Origin of the sequence: Bacillus cereus group sp. RP32 (genome assembly GCF_040459735.1) — a bacterium.
GTDB classification, from domain to species: domain Bacteria; phylum Bacillota; class Bacilli; order Bacillales; family Bacillaceae_G; genus Bacillus_A; species Bacillus_A wiedmannii.
Map to the genome: position 1 here is coordinate 227,465 of NZ_JARVHO010000001.1, position 20,485 is coordinate 247,949.

The window sequence follows — 20,485 nt, forward strand, 5'->3', positions numbered from 1 at the left end:
GGAGGAAATGACGGGAATGTTTGCGCGAGATATCGGAATTGACCTAGGTACGGCTAATGTATTAATTCATGTTAAAGGCAAAGGTATTGTATTAAATGAGCCATCTGTTGTGGCAATTGATCGTAATAGTGGGAAAGTATTAGCAGTAGGTGAAGAAGCAAGAAGTATGGTGGGACGTACACCTGGTAATATTGTAGCAATTCGTCCGCTTAAAGATGGTGTAATCGCAGATTTCGAAATTACAGAAGCAATGTTAAAGTATTTCATTAACAAATTGGACGTGAAGAGCTTCTTTTCAAAACCTCGCATTTTAATTTGCTGTCCAACAAATATCACATCTGTAGAACAAAAAGCAATTCGTGAGGCTGCTGAACGTTCAGGTGGTAAAACAGTATTTTTAGAAGAAGAACCAAAAGTAGCCGCAGTTGGTGCTGGTATGGAAATCTTCCAACCAAGCGGTAACATGGTTGTTGATATTGGTGGAGGTACAACAGATATCGCTGTACTATCTATGGGTGATATTGTTACCTCTTCCTCTATCAAAATGGCTGGCGATAAGTTTGATATGGAGATCTTAAACTACGTTAAACGTAAGTATAAGCTATTAATTGGAGAACGTACTTCAGAAAATATTAAAATTAAAGTTGGTACAGTATTCCCAGGTGCACGTAGCGAAGAGCTTGAAATTCGCGGACGTGACATGGTAACGGGCTTACCACGTACAATTACAGTATGCTCTGAAGAAATTACAGAAGCACTAAAAGAAGACGCGGCTATCATTGTACAAGCTGCAAAAGGCGTACTAGAGCGCACGCCACCAGAACTATCTGCGGACATTATCGACCGCGGTGTTATTCTAACAGGCGGTGGAGCTTTACTACACGGTATCGACATGCTTCTAGCAGAAGAACTAAAAGTACCAGTATTAATTGCTGAAAACCCAATGCAATGTGTTGCGGTTGGTACAGGTATTATGTTAGAGAATATCGATAAATTACCAAAGCGTGCTTTACGATAAAGTGAAACTTTAATAAGTGGGGGCATCCCCCGCTTATTATTAGCTCGCAAAAGGCGGGGAAGATGAGAAGAACTAAGGTGTTAACCGTAGTTCTTTTTTGTTTTTTTATTCTTTTATTTTTTTATTTTATTTTGATTTATTGAGAAAATAGAAGAAAAATAAAGAAAAACGAAGGAAATAGGTAAAATATTCATATATATGGTTAAATTTAATATTTCCTTATTTGAAAACGTTTATAATATAATGAGTCGAATACGACATTAAGGCAAATCATGTTCAAATACATATTGCCTTTCCCTAATTTGGGCATACACTCTTTTCTACCTCCGTGTCAGTTGCTGGAATATGCAACTATTTTAAGAGAATAGAGTGTGTGCATTTTTTTATATATAAAGCTGAAAAGATATTAAAGTTTCACTTTATAATGACAAACAATAAACAAAATGGGATAATAAACAATATGTCCAAGTGGTAAGACCAATATTACAAAAGGGGCGATTGTTATATGCTAAATATAGAACAAATTAAAGAAATCATTCCTCACCGCTATCCATTTTTACTTGTTGATAAAATATTAGAAGTAGATGAAGGAAAAAGAGCGGTTGGAATTAAAAATGTATCCGCAAACGAAGAATTCTTTAACGGGCACTTTCCTGACTATGCAGTTATGCCCGGTGTACTTATTGTAGAAGCATTAGCACAAGTCGGCGCAGTTGCGGTATTAAAGAAAGAAGAAAACCGCGGAAGACTTGCTTTCTTCGCAGGTATCGACAATTGTCGTTTCAAAAAACAAGTACGTCCAGGTGATCAACTTCGTCTGGAAGTAGAAATGACACGTGTACGTGGTCCAATCGGAAAAGGAAAAGCAATCGCAACAGTAGATGGTGAAGTTGCATGTGAAGCTGAAATTACATTTGCGATTGGTGATAAAAAAGAATAACAGAAATAAAAAAATCTTCTTGTGAAAATACAAGGAGATTTTTTATTTCCAATATATATTGGTGTAATTGTTAAAATGCAAACTAGTCAGAAGATTACTTGTGTATAGAAAATAATTACCATATAATTACTTTATTGTTCATTTGAAAAATAGGATAAATGATAAGAATAGAAAAGAAGGAAAGTCATTGTCATATTGTAAAGGCGTTCATATAAGACAAAGTAGAATGATATTGATTAAGATGAGATGTAGGGAAATCAGTGATACAAAATATTAATTAGACGTATGAAATCGAGCATAGAGAGAGAAAAAGGAGAAATGTCGCATTTCACAAAAGGAGACTATTAATATGTTCGGAAGAAAGAAAAGAAAACCATTACGACAATTAATTACGCATAAAGAGCCTAAATCACGTGTTGCAGAACAATATCGTAACATTCGTACAAACATTGAATTTACATCTGTAGATAGTCATGTTCGTTCTATTATTGTTACCTCGGCAGATCCAGGCGACGGAAAAACAACGACAATCGCAAACTTAGCAGTTGTTTTCGGACAACAAGGAAAGAAAGTCTTATTAATCGGAGCTGACTTGCGTAAGCCAACGATTCAAAACTTATTTGCCATTCACAATTCAAATGGATTAACGAACTTATTATCAGGACAAGCGAAACTGATGCAATGTATTCAAAAAACAGATATAGAGAATGTATACTTAATGGCGGCAGGTCCAATCCCGCCAAACCCAGCTGAACTATTAGGTAGCCGGATAATGGACGAGACATTACTAGAAGCATATAACATGTTTGATATTATTCTAATCGACACACCACCGGTTCTTGCGGTTACCGATGCACAAATACTAGCGAACAAATGCGATGGAATCGTACTTGTCGTACGCAGTGAAAAAACAGAAAAAGATAAAATTGTAAAAGCGAAGCAAATATTAGACAAAGCGTCCGGTAAATTACTTGGTGTCGTCTTAAACGATAAAAGAGAAGAAAAAGAACAATATGGATATTATTAGAAAATAATGTGTAGAATAGTAAATAAGAAAGCTGATAAATATTTTTATCAGCTTTTTTTTGAATTTTTATAAAATTCCTTATTGTATTATACGAAAAAAATGATACAATAGAAATTTTGGAAATTCGTTGGAATGTGTTGTCATATTTAAGATTATTTTGTAAGATTATATTTGCTTGATGTCAATAAATGTAGAACTAAAATATTCAAAATAAAAAATGTAAGATTTATATGTTATAATTTTTCTTATGTGCAAATTTTAGAAAGTTGGAGGAACTTATGGAAGAAACAATTAGTTTGAAAGAGTTATTTCATATTTTAAAAAAACGTTTAGCGATGATCCTCGTAATCGCCTTTGGTGCCGCTATAGTAAGTGCTATCATTAGCTTCTTCTTCATGACACCAATCTATCAGTCTTCTACGCAAATTCTTGTTAATCAGAAGAAGCAAGAGGGAGCAGCAATTCAGTTTAATGAGGTGCAAACAAATATTCAATTGACCAATACATATAAGGTTATTATTAAGAGTCCTGTTATTTTAGATCAAGTAAAAGAGAAGTTAGGTTTAAATATAACGACGCAAGAATTAAATAAACAAATTGAAGTGACGAATGAAAAAGATTCCCAGGTTGTATCAGTAACTACACAAGATAAAGATCCAAAGTTAGCTCGTGATATTGCAAATACAACAGCAGAAGTCTTTAAAAGTGAAGTTGCGAAAATTATGAGTGTGGATAATGTAACAGTATTATCAAAAGCAGAAATTGTGGAGAAACAATCACCAATTAAACCGAATCCAATATTAAATGTAATAATTGCTTTTACTTTTGGTTTAATGGCTTCGATTGGCCTTGCATTCCTAATAGAGTACTTAGATAACACAGTGAAAAAAGAAGAAGATGTAGAGAATTTACTTGGTTTACCGGTGTTAGGCATTGTAGCTCGTATGGATGAAGAAACAATGAACGTGAAATCACACGCTCCATCATCAAGAAAAGTGAGGGGACAAACAATTGGCTCTTAATTTATTTAAAAAGAAAAAGAATCATCGTCAACGTCGTCAATTAATTGCTCATCAACAACCGAAATCACCAATTTCAGAACAATATCGTAATATTCGAACGAATATCGAATTTGCAGCTGTTGATACGAATTTACATTCATTAATGGTAACGTCTGCGAACCCAAGTGAAGGGAAAACAACGACAACAGCGAATATGTCAGTCGTGTTTGCTCAGCAAGGAAAGAAAGTATTATTAATTGATGCAGATATGCGTAAACCAGCGATGCATCAAATGTTTCAAGTCGATAATATTTTCGGATTAACGAACGTATTAACACATAGTGAACGTTTAGAAAAATGTGTACAAACGACAGCTGTAGATAATTTACACTTTTTAGCGTGTGGTCCAATCCCACCAAATCCAGCAGAATTGTTAGGATCAAAATCAATGCAAGAACTTCTTGCACAAGCATACAGTATGTACGATTTGGTCATTTTTGATTTACCACCAATTTTAGCTGTAACTGATGCGCAAATTATGGCGAATGTATGTGATGCTTCTATTCTTGTCGTTCGTAGTGAATCGACAGAAAAAGAAGCAGCAGTAAAAGCAAAAGGTTTATTAGAATCAGCGAAAGGTAAACTGTTAGGCGTTGTTCTGAATGATCGTGAACGTGAACAAAGCTTATATTATTACTACGGTGCAAATTAATTGAAAGAGTGAGATATGAGAAGAACATATCTCCTTTTTTCCCTTGAATATGAGATGTCTCATATTCAAGGGAAAAAAGATTTATATGTGAAAGGGAGGATGAAACAAATGATAGATTTACATTGTCACATTTTACCTGGTATCGATGACGGTGCACAGACAGTAACAGATAGTTTAGTGATGGCGCAAAAGGCAATAGAGGAAGGTATTCATACAATTGTTGCAACACCACATCATCAAAATGGAAAATATGTAAATGAGCGTACTTCTATTATTCATCAAGTGAAGCAATTAAATGATGAATTGCAACAAAATGAGATCCCACTGAAAGTTTTACCGGGGCAAGAGGTCAGGCTATATGGTGACATATTAGAAGACTATGAAGCTGGTAAAATCGTTACTTTAAATGAAACAAACAAATACATATTCATTGAATTTCCATCTAATCATGTACCTCGTTATGCAGAACAACTATTTTATGAACTACGTGTAAAAGGAATGATTCCAATTATCGTTCATCCCGAACGTAATGCCGAGTTAATCGAGAGGCCAGATAAGTTATATAACCTTGTAAATAAAGGTGCATTAACACAAGTGACGGCAGGTAGTTTACTAGGTAAGTTTGGTAAAAAAATTAAAAAATTTTCGCTACAGCTTGTGGAACATAATTTAACCCATATGATCGCATCAGATGCCCATAACACAATATCAAGAGGATTTCATTTAGCAGAAAGCTATGAATTAATTGAGAAAGAATTCGGCGCAAGTGTTATGAATGATTTAAGAGAGAATCCGTATTTAATAATTAGTGGGAAAGCAATTTATAAAGAAGATCCAGAACAAATTCGTCGTAAAAAGTTGTTTGGCATCTTTTAAATAAAGAACTGGTGATGTCTCCTAACCGTTATCAACGGAGGCACTCGGTCGTGCTGTGGGTAGAAATTTTTATTTCGAACCTACCTTAGACGCTTGTCGTCGGGAGTATGGCGTGAGGATGGGTTAGATGCCCATAATTTATTTGTAATAGAAACTCTATCTATGGAGTTATAAACATGACTCTATAGATAGGGTTTTTGTTATTGTTACATACAAATAATTAGATATGGGGGGCTATAATTGAAAAAAGTAAAAAAGGCAATTATTCCAGCTGCTGGTCTGGGAACGAGATTTTTACCAGCAACGAAAGCGATGCCGAAAGAAATGTTACCAATCGTCGATAAACCGACAATTCAATACATAGTAGAAGAAGCAATAGAATCCGGAATTGAAGATATTATTATTGTTACTGGAAAAGGAAAACGCGCGATTGAAGATCATTTTGATCATTCCTTTGAATTAGAACAAAACCTTTTAGAAAAAGGAAAGCATGAAATACTTGAAAAAGTACAAGCTTCTTCAAAGATTAATATTCATTACATAAGACAAAAAGAGCCGAAAGGACTTGGACACGCAGTATGGTGTGCGCGTAAGTTTATTGGAAATGAACCATTTGCAGTATTACTTGGTGATGATATTGTACAAGCAGAAACACCATGTTTACGTCAATTAATGGATGAATACGAAGAAACACAATCGTCAGTTATCGGTGTACAAACAGTGCCAGAAAACGAAACACATCGTTACGGTATTATCGATCCAATTGAACAAAATGATCGTCGTTATCAAGTGCGCCAGTTTGTTGAAAAGCCAGCAGAAGGTACAGCACCATCAAATTTAGCGATTATGGGTCGTTATGTATTAACGCCAGAAATCTTTATGTTCCTTGAAAATCAACAAACAGGTGCTGGTGGGGAAATTCAATTAACAGATGCGATTCAACGATTAAATGAAATTCAACGTGTATTTGCATATGACTTCGAAGGGATTCGTTATGATGTTGGGGAGAAGTTTGGCTTTATTAAGACAACGATTGAAATTGCACTTCAGAATGAAGATTTGAAAGATGAATTAATGAAATATATGAGTGGGCTTGTTGAAAAAGAAAATATAAATATATAAAAGTGGGGTGGAAGAATTTTGACCTTGGTAAAATTATCTGATGGGGATGTCACAAAGGTAAATGAGAAAAAAATAGATTGGGAAGCGGTAAATGCTCGTAAAGGGTATTTGTTTGCTAAACGTTGCATGGATTTTGTGGGGGCATTATGTGGTTTGATTATATTATCACCACTCTTTTTAATTATAGCGTTAATCATTAAATATGAGGATCCAAATGGAACAGTACTTTTTAAGCAAATTCGTGTAGGTAAAGATGGAAAAGAGTTTCATATGTATAAATTTCGCTCTATGGTTGCCGATGCGGAAGAAAGGCTTAAAGATTTACTGCAATATAATGAAGTGAACGGTGCTATGTTTAAAATGAAAGAGGATCCAAGGATAACAAAAATTGGAAAATTCATTAGGAAAACAAGTCTAGATGAACTACCTCAGCTAATTAATGTTTTAAAAGGTGAAATGAGTCTTGTAGGTCCAAGACCGCCTTTACCACGAGAGGTAAGGGAATATACAACATATGATAAACAAAGATTGCTAGTAATTCCAGGATGTACGGGACTATGGCAAGTGAGTGGTAGAAATAACCTTGGATTTAAAGAGATGGTTCAATTAGATTTACAATATATAAAAAAAAGGTCGATTCTATTTGATATTATTATTATTTTTAAGACAGTGAAAGAAGTATTTTGTAGTAAGGAAGCATATTAAGATTCTTAGTTCTCTTTATTTTAGAAAAGAGCGTGAATATATAAATTTAAAGATAGAAAATCTTTATGCGTGTATAAATAATGAAAGCTAGTGAAAAAAGATAGTCTAGAAATCAGAGCATAATTTAGGGGTGTAAAATGATAGATGTAATTATACCTGTTTATAATGGGTACGAAGAAACAAGAGAGTGCATTGAATCGTTATTAAAATCTAAAAATTTAGTAGAGCATCATTTTATTTTTATAAATGATAAGTCACCAAATGAGCATATTTTTGAATTGTTAAATAGTATTGATGATAGACGTGTTACGATTTTAAATAATGAGAATAATTTAGGTTTTGTTAAGACTGTCAATAGAGGAATGAAATTATCTGAGAATGATGTGATTTTATTAAATTCTGATACTGTTGTTACAGAAAATTGGATTGATAAAATGTATAATGCTGCATATTCAAATGAAAAAGTTGGTACAGTAACAGCGTTAACTAATAATGGTACGATTGCTTCGGTTCCGTATTTTAACCAAGATAATAAATTACCTGAAGGGTATACAATTGAAGAATTTGCTAATTTAGTGGAGAGAGTCTCAGAAAGGGTTTATCCAACTCTACCTACAGCTGTAGGACATGCAATGTATATTAAAAGAAGTATAATTAATGAGGTTGGTTTCTTTGATGATGATTCTTTTGGAATGGGGTATGGAGAAGAAGAAGATTTTTCATGTCGAGTAATCAAGAGTGGTTATAAAAATGTTTTAGCGGATGATACATTTATTTTTCATTATGGTAGTACATCTTTTAAGGGCGAAAAAGCAAACCTAATTGCTCAAAATAAGAAAAAGCTTTATAAGAAGCACTGGATTCACCCTTTTAATGTGAAGAGGTTTTTATTATTTGATAAAAATGTGAAGAATATATGTAGTAAAATTCAGGACGAAATGAATAATTAATTTTGAAAGGTTTGGAGAATGAAAAAAGTAGATCAGTTCATCATTTTCATACTTCTTATAGGAGTATTCTTTTTAAGGTATATTAAGGTCTTCTACGAACAATGGTATATATTAGATATATTTCTGTTGATATATGTTTTTGTTAATCTTGTACAAATTAGTAAGAAAAGTTTAGGGATGTACCTTTGGTATTTTATATCAGTGTGTATGTTTATTTTCTGTGTGTCTTTAAATGTGATGGAATATGGAGCGGGTAAAGTCTTTTCTGATAATATGATGATGGCCCTTATGCCAATCACATTAATAATATATTTTTCATATTTAAATCAGAAATATTCTTTTGATATTCTTTTACAAACATCCAGAAAAGTGATACAATTTTTGAATGTCTATTTTTGGATAAACACTCCTATTATAGTGATACAATTTTTAACTGAAAACTTTATGATGGGGCGTTTCCTATCATGGGGAATGTACAATTTTGATCATATGACAGGATTTATGGGACCATTTGGAACAGGGATTTTAAATGTTTTTTGGGTAAGCTTATTAATAGGTAACTTATTATTCTACTTGATAACTCGGAATAAAAAATGGTTTTTTATGTTTGTACTAGAGATTCCGATTATGTTACTTTTATCATATTTTAATGAAAATAAGGCGTTTATCCCAACTGCAATTTTATTTATAGCAGTAATTTTAGGATATGTATTTTTATGCAATAAAATCACTGTCAGGGCTGTTGTTAAATTACTTTTTCTAGGTGGCATAGGCGTTATAATTGGGTTTATAATGTATGAGTATATAGAAATAGTAAAGGAGCAGGTAGATAGTTTAATTGAAGTAGCTTTAGATTTTGATACAAATGCTGCTCTAAATACCCATAATGAACGTGCCTATTTGAATTATCTAGCATTTAAATACTATCATGCGGATGGCCTAGGATTGGGGATAAATAATATTGATTTTAAAACCCAAATGATTCATAAAAATTTAGGCATAAATAGTTTTTCGTTAATGTTAATTCAAGGTGGTATTTGGTATTATTTAGTTAATTTGAATTTGTATGCCTTAGTTGCAGTTGGAGCTTTAAAGCGGAAATTTGATATTCAAGCAGTTAGCTTATATATAACTTTCATCGTTATATTTGCTTTTCTATCTTTCGTAACGCAACCATTTAGAGATCATTACACAATGTTTATGGTAGCGATTTTAATTTTATTTGTAGCACTTTTTGTGAAAAACAATAGTACAACAGAAACTGAAAATACTAAGAGTGATTAAAAAATTATAATTTTTGACTGAAAAGAATCTGTCTATAAATAAAAAGCCCCTTTAATTTTAGGGACTTTTTATTTATGTGGGCCATTTATCAAGTTGAAAATAGTAAAAATTTTTAGAGGGGGGAATTTAAATTTGAGTAAGGTTTCAATTATAATTCCTGCTTATAATTCAGAAAATACAATAAAAAGTACTATTTATTCTTGCCTGAATCAGACATATAAGGATATAGAAATAATTGTTGTAGATGATGGCTCAATTGATAACACAGGGAATATTGTAAGATCAATTGAAGATTCTAGAATTAAATATAACTTTTATGAAAATCAAGGTAGATCTATAGCAAGAAATACAGGATTAAAATTAGCTAAAGGAAAGTATATCCAATTCTTGGATTCAGACGATACAATAGATCCGAAAAAAATTGAAAAAGCAATACATTTATTGGAAGGGAATTCCGCAATTGATGCGGTACAATGCGGAACTAATTACTGGAAGAGAAATCAATTGATAACGAAAATGCAAGCTAAATCTCTTTCTAGAAAAAAAATGGACAAGTTATTATTAAGGAAAAATTTATTTCCAATTCACTCAGTTATTTTTAAAAAAGAATTAGCAGGCCAGTATCCTGAAAAGTTATCTTATTGTGAAGATTGGTATTTCTGGGTGAAAACATTATTAAAGGTAAATATATTTTCACAGACAGATTATTATGGGGCTGATGTATTTGTTCATGAAAATAATACAATGACAGATTACCGTAATATGTTATTAGGGGAGTTTTACATATTATTAAGGATTAAAAAGGAAGTTGATTCTAAATCTTTAATTAGGGATTTGAAGATAATGAAGCAATTTGTGAATTATTGTTTAAAATATGATGCTGATGATATAGATAATTTGGATATCTCAGTTTTTAAAATTGCTCCGTATTTAAAATATGTTAATTATATAATTAATTCCCCTAAAGGAAAAAGCCTATTGAAAAAAGTAGTGATATTAAAAAATAAAATCCTTAAGAAGAAGCAAGTTTATTAGAGCAAGATATAAAGGAAGTGTGAATAGAGTGAGAGTAGCAGTAGATGCATATTTCAATAATAATTTAGGGGATGATTTATTCCTCGATATTTTAGTAGATAGATATAAAAATGTTACTTTTGATTTTATGCTATGTGATGAAACGGCATGTAAGGCTTTTACTAATCATCCTCGTGTAAATTATAAAAGCCGCAAGGAAGTTTTGCGGAATATTATAAAATATGATGCTTATATATTTATTGGGGGTTCAATGTTTCAAGAACCTAAAGACTGGATGAAAGCATGGAGGAAATTTGATTTAACAGTTTCCATATTTAAATTATTTAGAAAATCTACATTTGTATTAGGATGTAATTTTGGTCCATATAAAACGGTAGAATATAAAGAAAAGTATTTGAGAACCTTTAAGAAACTCACACATATGACGGTTAGGGATCAATATTCTTTCGACTTAATAAAAGATAAAGGCATTAATATTACCGTGCATCCGGACATTGTCTTGTCAAAGAAATGTTATGAAAGAGAGAGTGAAAAATCTAATATTCTAGGAATTTCAATAATTAATTGGCCTAAAAATAATAATGAAAAAGGGTATATTGACTTTAATGTAAATTTGATTAAAGAGTTAGTAGATGAAAATAAAAAAATAAGAATTTTTGCATTTCAAAATACTAGTGAAATTAGTGATTATAAAATTATAAATAAAGTAATTAAGAAATTGGACAATAATGTTCAAAAAGAAGTAGAGGTTATTTCTTATGATGGAAATATAAAATCTTTTTTAGAAAAATACTCTCAATGTGACTCGATGATTACAGCTAGATTCCATTCACTGATTATATCTTTAATTAATGGTCAAACTATTTATCCTGTGATATATAGTGAAAAAACATTAAATACAATGAAATTTTTAGGGATAGATTTAGAGTATATGAGGCTTGAAGAGATATCAATAGGTAATGTTGCAGAGATAAAAAAGAACCTTATTGAAGGTGAAGAAGCATATAGAAAAGATGAAATTGTTCAATTGGCAAAGAAGGCACAAGGACATTTTTTACATTTAGATAATTTATTGAGAAAATGAGTGGAACATTTATGAAGTTGGTTAAATCTTTTTCAGTATTAGCGCTTATAACAATAATAACGCAGCTTTTAATGATGGTTAGAAATATGCTAATGGCAAATCATTTTGGTGTTAGCGCTGAAATGGATTCTTATAATTTAGCCAATGTACTTACTGTTAGTACTATGGGAATTGTTTCAGCAGCTGTTACGACTATTTTGATACCGTTATTGTCAAATTTAGATGATTCTAAAGAAAAAAGAGAATCCATTAATACATTTATAACAGTACTAGGGCTATTTAGCTTGTCCCTAATCTTAATCTTTTTTATACTTGGTTATCCGCTAATTAGTTTGTTTACATCTGGACAAGCTAGAGAAATACAAGTATTAACATTTCAATTAACTTTAATTTTAGCTATCTCACAATTGTTTAAGGTGTATACAGGAATTTCTACAGCATTTTTACAGACAAATGAGGACTTTATTAATCCTAAAATTGCAACCTTATTAGCTGGTATGGTGAGTGTGAGTTATTTTGTTTTCTCAGCAAATCCTAATATGCATGCTATAACAATTGTATTAGGTGTTTCATTTATTGTAGAAGCAATTTATGTTGCAACAAAGCAAAGAAAGATAGCATTTGAATTGAAATTATGCTTACAGCTCTCAAATCCTACTTTTAAATTGTTAATGAAAAACACTTTACCCATTATATTAAGTTCGGCAGCATTTCAAGTTTCTTTAGTGTTTTCTAATTTTATTGCTAGTTATTTTGGAACTGGATATGTATCAATCTTTGGATATGGAAATCAAGTTGTGAATATATTCCATAGCTTAATAATCTTAAATATCATCATGATCCTATATCCTAATTTGGCAAGAAAATTTGATGAGAGTATTGATAATGCCAAGAGATCTTTGATTACGTATATAAGCTTGACAAATTTATTAGTCATCCCAATTGTATTTGGGTTTATTGCTGTAGGCGATATCATTATAGAAATCCTTTTCGAGCGGGGGAATTTTAGTTCGGAAAATACAAAACAAGTATATTTAATGAGTGCAATTTTATTTCTATCTTTTCCCATTAACACTGTTAGAGACTATATATATAGGAGTTTCTATTGTCTAAATGATACGCGGACTCCATCACGTAATTCATTATTTGTAGTAGTGATTAATATTATTTTAATTATTCTCTTAATTCCTTTCGTTAAAGTTTATGCTATAGCCATAGGACCAGTCCTTTCATCAATTATATCATTAGTACTATCCTATAATAAGCTAAAGGGGAAAATTGGCCCATTAGATAGTGGGAAGCAGATGTTAAAAAATCATTGTATTCTTACACTTAATGGTTTTGTGATGTGTTTGTTAGTACTTGGATCGAAAGAGGTTTTAATGAAATTAGATTTATATCCTATAGTTGAATTGTTTATTCTTGTAATTATAGGTGGAGTAGTGTTTATTTCAATGTCCTACTTTACGCAGAAAAAATTAATTTTGGGAGCGTTAAAAATTAAAAATAATTCTCAGTGATTTTGAAGTTTTAATATATTGTAAAAACTAGAATAGGAGCTGTAAAGAATGAAAGGCATTATTTTAGCAGGTGGAAGTGGAACGAGATTATATCCATTAACAATGGTAACAAGTAAACAATTGTTACCTATATACGATAAACCAATGATTTATTACCCACTATCTACACTGATGTTAGCGGGAATTCGTGAAATTTTAATTATTTCAACACCAGAGGATACACCACGTTTTGAATCTTTGTTAGGAGATGGATCTCAATTTGGTATTTCTCTTCAATATAAAGTACAACCAAGTCCAGATGGATTAGCACAAGCATTTATTATTGGTGAAGAATTTATTGGTGATGATTCTGTAGCGATGGTGCTAGGGGACAACATTTATTATGGTAGCGGAATGCGTAAAATGTTACAGCGTGCAGCTCAGAAAGAAAGTGGAGCTACAGTGTTTGGTTATCATGTACATGATCCAGAGCGTTTTGGTGTAGTTGAATTCGATGAGAACGGGAAAGTATTGAGTGTAGAAGAAAAACCGAAAGAGCCAAAATCAAATTACGCAATTACTGGTTTATATTTCTATGATAATCGTGTAGTTGAAATTGCGAAAAATGTTAAACCATCGGCACGTGGAGAATTAGAAATTACATCTATAAATGAAGCATATTTAAATAATGGTGAGTTAGAAGTTGAATTATTAGGCCGTGGTTACACATGGTTAGATACAGGTACACATCAAAGTCTTGTGGATGCAACAAACTTTGTCAAAACAGTTGAAGACCATCAAGGAATTAAAATCGCAGCACTTGAAGAAATTGGCTTTATTAATGGTTGGATTAATAAAGAAACTTTAATTGAATCCGGTGATCAGTGCTCTAAAAATGGCTATGGTCAATATTTATTAAAAGTAGCAAACGGTAGTATTAAATACTAATTTGGAGTGAACGTAATGAAAGTTTTAGATACAAATTTGTTAGGTGTAAAAATAATTGAGCCAAAAGTATTTGGAGATCATCGTGGTTGGTTTATGGAAACTTATAGCGATAAGGCAATGAAAGAAGCTGGAATTGATCTGCAATTTGTACAAGACAATCAGTCCTTTTCTGCAACAAAAGGAACACTTCGTGGTTTACACTATCAGTTAAATCCTAAAGCACAAACTAAGCTTGTACGTTGTACACGTGGATCAATCTTTGATGTAGCGGTCGACATTCGTAAGGGAAGTCCTACATACGGTCAATGGTTCGGTATTGAGCTAAGTGCAGAAAATAAAAAACAGCTATTAGTTCCAAAAGGATTTGCACATGGATTTATGACATTAACGGATGATGTTGAGGTTCAGTATAAAGTTGATGAATTATATGCTCCGGAATGTGATAGAGGCATTGTTTGGAACGACGCTGAAATTGGTGTTGAGTGGCCAATGGAAATTCAACCAGTGTTATCTGAAAAAGATGAAAAAGCACCTTCATTAAAAGAAGCAGAAACTAACTTTGTATACGGGGAGTAAAAAAATGAAAATTTTAGTAACCGGTTATAATGGTCAGCTTGGATATGACGTAGTAAAACGTGGAGAGAAGCAAGGACTAGAAATGCAAGGTATTGGAATAGAAGATTTAGATATTACAAACGAAGCTGCGGTTTATGAATTTGTAGATAAAGTAAAACCAGATGCAATTATTCATTGTGCAGCATATACGGCTGTTGATAGGTCTGAAGATGATAAAGAACTTTGTTGGAATGTGAATGTAGAAGGTACAAAATACCTTGCTACAGCAGCAAAAAAATTAAATGCTAAATTTATTTATATTAGTACGGATTATGTATTTGATGGAGAAGGAACGCATGCATTTGTAGAAACTGACGCACCTAATCCGGTTGGATACTATGGTTTAACAAAGTATGAGGGAGAAAAAGTAGTTAGAAGCCTAATAGATAACAACTTTATTGTGCGTATTTCATGGGTATTCGGTATTAATGGAAATAACTTCATTAAAACAATGCTTCGTTTAGGCGAAACACGTAATGAACTGAACGTTGTGGGAGATCAAATAGGGTCACCAACTTACACATATGACTTAGCTCGTTTATTAGTTGATATGGTTGTAACAGAGAAATATGGTACATATCATGCTACAAATGAAGGTTTCTGCAGTTGGGCTGAATTTGCACAAGAAATTTTTGAGATTGCAGGACAAGATGTAAAAGTAAATAGTATTACAACAGAAGAGTATCCTACTCGCGCAGTACGTCCTAAAAATTCACGTATGTCGAAGCAGAAATTAATTGATAGTGGATTTGAGCCATTACAAGATTGGAAGAAAGCAACAAAACATTATATTACACAATTACAACAAGAGGTGAAATAAGTTGGAAAAAAAGAAAGTATTAGTTACAGGTGGCGCAGGCTTTATTGGGGGTAATTTTGTTCAGTATATGGTAAATAAATATCCTCAATATCATATCATTAATTTAGATGTACTTACATATGCTGGAGATTTAACAAAGCATAAAGATATTGAGGGTAAAGATAACTATTCATTTGCTAAAGTTGATATCGTAGACCGTCAAGCGGTAAACCAACTATTTGAACAAGAAAAATTCGATTATGTTGTTCATTTTGCTGCAGAGAGCCATGTTGATCGTTCAATTACTGAACCTGAAGTATTTATTAGCACAAATGTATTAGGGACACAAGTGTTATTAGATGCAGCAAAAGCATATGGTATTACTAAATTCGTTCACGTATCAACAGACGAAGTATACGGTGAATTAGATTTTGATCCAACTACATTCTTCACAGAAAATACACCTTTACAACCAAATAGCCCATATAGTGCAAGTAAGGCTTCTTCTGACCTATTAGTTCGAGCATATCATGAGACATTCGGTTTACCAATTAACATTACACGTTGCTCAAACAATTATGGACCATTCCATTTCCCAGAAAAATTAATTCCATTAACAATTTCACGTGTATTAAATGATGAAAAGGTTCCTGTATATGGGGACGGTAAAAATATTCGCGACTGGTTACACGTTATTGATCATTGTGCTGCAATTGATTTAGTTATGCATGAGGGTGCAAATGGAGAGGTTTATAATGTTGGTGGGCATAATGAGCGTACAAATTTAGAAGTAGTAAAAACTATTATTAGTACACTTGGCAAATCGGAAGAACTAATCGAGTTTGTTCAAGATCGACTAGGTCACGATAAGCGCTACGCAATTGACCCAACAAAACTAGAGAAATTAGGTTGGAAACCAACTTACACATTTGAAACGGGAATTGCTCAAACAATCCAGTGGTATTTAGATAATGAAGAATGGTGGAAAGCAATTGTATCGGGTGAATACAAGAGCTATTTTGCGAAACAATATACAAATCTATAAGCAATAGAGGCTATTAATATTAAGTATCATTTAATAGAATGATTTTGAGGTGAAGGTGATAGATTTTATTACCTTCATTTTTTTTGTAAATAATAACATGGAAAATTTATAATCCCATGGTGAAACTAAGGAGAGAACAAATTGAAAATATTGCATATTTCACTGGGATTACCCCCGTATCGCACAGGTGGGTTAACAAAATACTCAGTAGATTTAATGCATTCACAAGGACAAGAGCATCAAGTATTTCTTTTGTATCCGGGAAAATTCACTTTTTCGAAAAGGACAGCTATTAAGAAAAATAAACCATATGGAAGTATATCGGTATATGAATTAGTTAACCCTTTACCGATTCCTTTATTAAATGGAATTAATCAGCCTGAACATTTTATGAAGGAAATAGATCATAAGGTATATGAGGAATTTTTAATAGAATTAAAACCAGAGGTAATTCATGTACATACCTTGATGGGGATACACAAAGAATTTTTTGAAACGGCAAAGAAATTAGATATAAAAATTGTATTTACTACACATGATTATTTTGGTCTTTGTCCAAAAGTAAATTTGATGGACTCAAAAGGTAACATTTGTAATGATTTTGATAATGGGAAAAGCTGTATAGAATGTAATGTGAATGCATTAAGTCTTCCGATGGTTCATGTGATGCAATCGTATCCATATCGTTATTTAAAAGATAGTAGTATCGTAAAATCACTTAGAAAAATTAAAAAGAATCAGACTAAAAATAATACTGTAGCTACTAGGGTAGAACGAGAGATTGAAGAAATAGATGTGAATTTAGCGACGTATTATATAGAATTACGCGATTATTATTTAACAATATTCAAATTGATAGATTACTTCCATTTCAATAGTTCTATAGCAAAAGAGCAATTCGAAAAATATCTTGATGTGAATGGGAAGATAGTCTCTATTAGTCATCAAGATATTTCTGATTATCGTCAAGAGCGTAAAGTTAAACAAAGAGGAAATGAAGTAGTTAGATTAGGATATTTAGGACCCATAGATACCTATAAAGGATTTTATTCTTTAAAAAATCAATTGGATTCTTTAAAGGAAAAGGGATATACTAATTGGCATTTAGGAGTTTATGGTGATTTTGTAAATGATCCAGACACATATAATCCTGAATATTATACCTTTTATGGCCGATATAATTATAGTCAATTAAAAGATATTTTTAGTGAAGTTGATTTACTAATTATTCCTAGTGTTTGTAAGGAAACCTTTGGATTTATTGGGTTAGAAGCACAATCGTATGGCGTTCCAGTCATGGTCTCTGAATATGTTGGTTTCAAGGACTTAGTACAAGATGGAGAAACTGGCTTTATATATAAAGTAAATAAGCATGATTTTATTGATAAATTATCAATGATTCTTGACGACACTTCATTGTTAGATTATATAAATGAAAATCTATTGAAATTGGATTTTCCTCATTTAATGGAGCAACATACTAAAGAAATAATAAACCTGTATCAAGAGGTAAGAGCGGGAGAAGAATAGATGAAACACGTATTTATTATTGGATCGAAAGGAATTCCAGCAAAGTATGGGGGATTTGAAACATTTGTAGAGTATTTAACAGAACGTAAGAAAAGTGAAGATATTCAGTATCATGTATCTTGCTTAGCGGATAACAATGAAGAATTTCAGCATAATAAGGCGAGATGCTTCAATGTGAAGACCCCTGAAATTGGGAGTGCGAAAGCTGTAGCGTATGATATATTGAGTTTAAGAGAGTGTATTAGTTATATTAAAAAAAATAATCTTAAAAACTGTATTGTATATATACTCGCATGTCGTATTGGTCCATTTTTCTCTTTCTATAAAAGGAAGTTAGAAAAAATGGGTGTTCAAGTCTTTGTAAATCCAGATGGTCACGAATGGAAAAGAAGTAAATGGAGTCCAGCTATTAGAAGTTATTGGAAAATATCTGAAAATCTAATGGTAAAGCATGCTGATTTACTGGTATGTGATTCTAAGGGTATTGAATCTTATATCCAAAAGGATTATAAAAAGCATGAACCAAAGACAACATTTATTGCCTATGGTGCGGATGTTACAACTTCTTCTTTAAAAGAAGATGACAGCACATTAATTGAATGGTATAAGAAACATGATGTAGCTGTGAATGAATATTATTTAGTAGTTGGTCGTTTTGTTCCAGAGAATAATTATGAATTAATGGTTCGTGAATTTATGAAATCCAATTCTAAAAAGGATTTTGTTATTATTTCTAATGTTGAAGAAAATCAATTTTATCAAGAATTATTAGCAAAAACGAAGTTTAATAAGGATCCACGTATTAAATTCGTTGGTACTGTATATGACCAAGATTTGTTAAGGAAAATTCGTGAAGATGCATTTGCTTATTTCCATGGACATGAAGTGGGTGGGACAAACCCATCATTATTAGAGGCGTTAGCGTCTACGAAGTTGAATCTGCTTTTGGATGTAGTATTCAATAAAGAGGTTGGCGAAGAAGGTGCGGTTTATTTCTCTAAAGAAGAAGGTGCTTTAGCTAATTTAATTCAAGAAGTAGAGGTTTATTCTGAAGATGAAATTGATAAGTTAAGTAACAAAGCTAAAGATCGAATTATTCATGAATATTCGTGGGAGAAAATAGTGAATGATTATGAGGATTTGTTTTTAAATTCTTGATATATAAACATGTATGCCCTCTATTAATGAAATATTAGAGTAGCATTTAGTTTACAAGTCATTTACAAGTTATGTGTATATCCGTATAGTATTATATGGAATGAAATTTATAATGTTAAAATTGTTACCCGAAAGAAGGAAAAACGATGAAGAAAAAGATTCTATTTTGGATTCTAGGTATCATTGGTGTTCTTGTTATTGCTGGTGGTGTATATGCATATACTGTATATTCTAATGTGTCTAATGCGTTAAATACAGTGCATAAGCCTTTGGATCGTGATAAGTCCGATAAGCGAGATAAGAAAGTAGAGATTGCAGATAATAAACCTATATCTATTTTATTAATGGGTGTAGACCAAGAAGATAATGGAACAGGTAGATCAGATTCACTTATGTTATTTACTTTAAATCCAAAAACAAAATCTATGAAAATTACAAGTATTCCACGTGATTCTTATACAGAAATTGTTGGTAAAGGTAAAAAAGATAAAATCAACCACGCCTATGCTTTCGGTGGCATTGATATGTCTGTAAAAACAGTAGAGAATTTTCTTAATGTACCAGTTGATCATTACATCGAAGTAAACATGGCTGGGTTCAAAGATATTGTAGATGCTGTTGGCGGTGTTGATGTTAATAACGATTTGGAGTTTACATCGAGAAATCAGCATTTTGCTAAAGGTAATATCCATTTAAATGGTGAAACAGCATTAAAGTATACTCGCATGCGTTATGAAGATCCACGCGGTGACTTCGGTCGTCAAATGCGCCAACGCCAAGTCATTCAAGCTGTAATTAAAAAAGGTGCAAGTGTATCTTCTTTAGCAAATTATGGTGATGTATTAAAAGCAATTGAGAAAAATGTTAAAACAAGTTTAACGCAAGATCAAATGTTTGATATTCAAAAGAACTATAAAGATTGCATGGAGAATAGTGAAGAAATCCAAATCCCAGGTGACGGCCACAAAGCTGCTGATGGTATTTGGTACTACTACGTTCCAGATGCAGCGAAACAAGATATTACGAATAAGTTAAGAGCGCATCTTGAAGTGACTAAGTAATATGTAATAACCCAACTCCTTTGGTAGGAGTTGGGTTTATTTTTGCATGGATTTATATTAATATTATATATTGTGA

20 protein-coding genes are annotated in these 20,485 nt (G+C 32.1%); all 20 read left to right on the forward strand.

The window, feature by feature from the left end; genetic code table 11:
* Positions 1 to 16 precede the first annotated feature (16 nt).
* The 20 genes from mreB (at position 17) to tagU (ending at position 20,409) form a co-directional block, all read left to right on the forward strand.
* Positions 17 to 1,018, forward strand: a complete 1,002-nt coding sequence (gene mreB / locus QCI46_RS01075; protein ID WP_076541461.1) for a rod shape-determining protein — start codon at positions 17 to 19, stop codon at positions 1,016 to 1,018.
* A 505-nt stretch (positions 1,019 to 1,523) separates the two neighbouring features.
* Entirely contained in the window at positions 1,524 to 1,958 is a 435-nt protein-coding gene (gene fabZ / locus QCI46_RS01080) for a 3-hydroxyacyl-ACP dehydratase FabZ (protein ID WP_000931959.1), read from the forward strand.
* 349 nt (positions 1,959 to 2,307) lie between these two features.
* Positions 2,308 to 2,985 (forward strand): CpsD/CapB family tyrosine-protein kinase, encoded by a 678-nt coding sequence (locus tag QCI46_RS01085; RefSeq protein ID WP_087983278.1) that lies wholly within the window; start codon positions 2,308 to 2,310, stop codon positions 2,983 to 2,985.
* Between the two features lie 278 nt (positions 2,986 to 3,263).
* Positions 3,264 to 4,007 carry a YveK family protein gene (locus tag QCI46_RS01090; RefSeq protein WP_353839409.1) on the forward strand — a complete coding sequence of 248 codons (744 nt, stop codon included), beginning with the start codon at positions 3,264 to 3,266 and terminating at the stop codon, positions 4,005 to 4,007.
* Entirely contained in the window at positions 3,997 to 4,698 is a 702-nt protein-coding gene (locus QCI46_RS01095; RefSeq protein WP_131931195.1) for a CpsD/CapB family tyrosine-protein kinase, read from the forward strand. Before QCI46_RS01090 ends, QCI46_RS01095 begins: the two co-directional genes overlap by 11 nt.
* A gap of 108 nt (positions 4,699 to 4,806) precedes the next feature.
* Positions 4,807 to 5,574, forward strand: coding sequence for a tyrosine-protein phosphatase (locus tag QCI46_RS01100; RefSeq protein ID WP_131931197.1), 768 nt, complete (start codon positions 4,807 to 4,809; stop codon positions 5,572 to 5,574).
* A 240-nt stretch (positions 5,575 to 5,814) separates the two neighbouring features.
* On the forward strand, positions 5,815 to 6,696 hold the full coding sequence (gene bpsC, locus QCI46_RS01105; RefSeq protein ID WP_131931199.1) for a UTP--glucose-1-phosphate uridylyltransferase BpsC: 882 nt from the start codon (positions 5,815 to 5,817) through the stop codon (positions 6,694 to 6,696).
* An 18-nt stretch (positions 6,697 to 6,714) separates the two neighbouring features.
* Complete coding sequence (locus QCI46_RS01110; RefSeq protein ID WP_353839410.1) at positions 6,715 to 7,401, forward strand: sugar transferase; 687 nt, start codon at positions 6,715 to 6,717, stop codon at positions 7,399 to 7,401.
* A gap of 137 nt (positions 7,402 to 7,538) precedes the next feature.
* Positions 7,539 to 8,351, forward strand: a complete 813-nt coding sequence (locus QCI46_RS01115) for a glycosyltransferase family 2 protein (RefSeq protein ID WP_137053290.1) — start codon at positions 7,539 to 7,541, stop codon at positions 8,349 to 8,351.
* Positions 8,352 to 8,369: 18 nt separating this feature from the next.
* The gene (locus tag QCI46_RS01120) at positions 8,370 to 9,635 is read left to right on the forward strand and encodes a hypothetical protein (RefSeq protein ID WP_353839411.1); all 1,266 of its coding nucleotides are present in this window, start codon (positions 8,370 to 8,372) and stop codon (positions 9,633 to 9,635) included.
* Positions 9,636 to 9,767: 132 nt separating this feature from the next.
* A complete protein-coding gene (locus QCI46_RS01125; RefSeq protein ID WP_353839412.1) occupies positions 9,768 to 10,670 on the forward strand; it encodes a glycosyltransferase family 2 protein in 903 nt (300 codons plus the stop codon).
* Positions 10,671 to 10,698: 28 nt separating this feature from the next.
* Positions 10,699 to 11,754, forward strand: coding sequence for a polysaccharide pyruvyl transferase family protein (locus tag QCI46_RS01130; protein ID WP_353839413.1), 1,056 nt, complete (start codon positions 10,699 to 10,701; stop codon positions 11,752 to 11,754).
* Between the two features lie 11 nt (positions 11,755 to 11,765).
* A complete protein-coding gene (murJ, locus tag QCI46_RS01135) occupies positions 11,766 to 13,274 on the forward strand; it encodes a murein biosynthesis integral membrane protein MurJ (RefSeq protein ID WP_131931209.1) in 1,509 nt (502 codons plus the stop codon).
* A gap of 48 nt (positions 13,275 to 13,322) precedes the next feature.
* Complete coding sequence (rfbA, locus tag QCI46_RS01140) at positions 13,323 to 14,201, forward strand: glucose-1-phosphate thymidylyltransferase RfbA (protein WP_061131850.1); 879 nt, start codon at positions 13,323 to 13,325, stop codon at positions 14,199 to 14,201.
* A gap of 15 nt (positions 14,202 to 14,216) precedes the next feature.
* Positions 14,217 to 14,777 carry a dTDP-4-dehydrorhamnose 3,5-epimerase gene (gene rfbC, locus QCI46_RS01145; RefSeq protein ID WP_353839414.1) on the forward strand — a complete coding sequence of 187 codons (561 nt, stop codon included), beginning with the start codon at positions 14,217 to 14,219 and terminating at the stop codon, positions 14,775 to 14,777.
* 4 nt (positions 14,778 to 14,781) lie between these two features.
* Complete coding sequence (gene rfbD, locus QCI46_RS01150) at positions 14,782 to 15,636, forward strand: dTDP-4-dehydrorhamnose reductase (protein ID WP_353839415.1); 855 nt, start codon at positions 14,782 to 14,784, stop codon at positions 15,634 to 15,636.
* 1 nt (position 15,637) lies between these two features.
* Positions 15,638 to 16,660, forward strand: a complete 1,023-nt coding sequence (rfbB, locus tag QCI46_RS01155) for a dTDP-glucose 4,6-dehydratase (protein WP_353839416.1) — start codon at positions 15,638 to 15,640, stop codon at positions 16,658 to 16,660.
* Positions 16,661 to 16,801: 141 nt separating this feature from the next.
* Positions 16,802 to 18,190, forward strand: a complete 1,389-nt coding sequence (locus QCI46_RS01160) for a glycosyltransferase (protein WP_353839417.1) — start codon at positions 16,802 to 16,804, stop codon at positions 18,188 to 18,190.
* Positions 18,191 to 19,348 carry a beta 1-4 rhamnosyltransferase Cps2T gene (cps2T, locus tag QCI46_RS01165; RefSeq protein WP_353839418.1) on the forward strand — a complete coding sequence of 386 codons (1,158 nt, stop codon included), beginning with the start codon at positions 18,191 to 18,193 and terminating at the stop codon, positions 19,346 to 19,348.
* A gap of 146 nt (positions 19,349 to 19,494) precedes the next feature.
* A complete protein-coding gene (gene tagU, locus QCI46_RS01170; RefSeq protein ID WP_087985949.1) occupies positions 19,495 to 20,409 on the forward strand; it encodes a polyisoprenyl-teichoic acid--peptidoglycan teichoic acid transferase TagU in 915 nt (304 codons plus the stop codon).
* Positions 20,410 to 20,485: the final 76 nt, after the last annotated feature.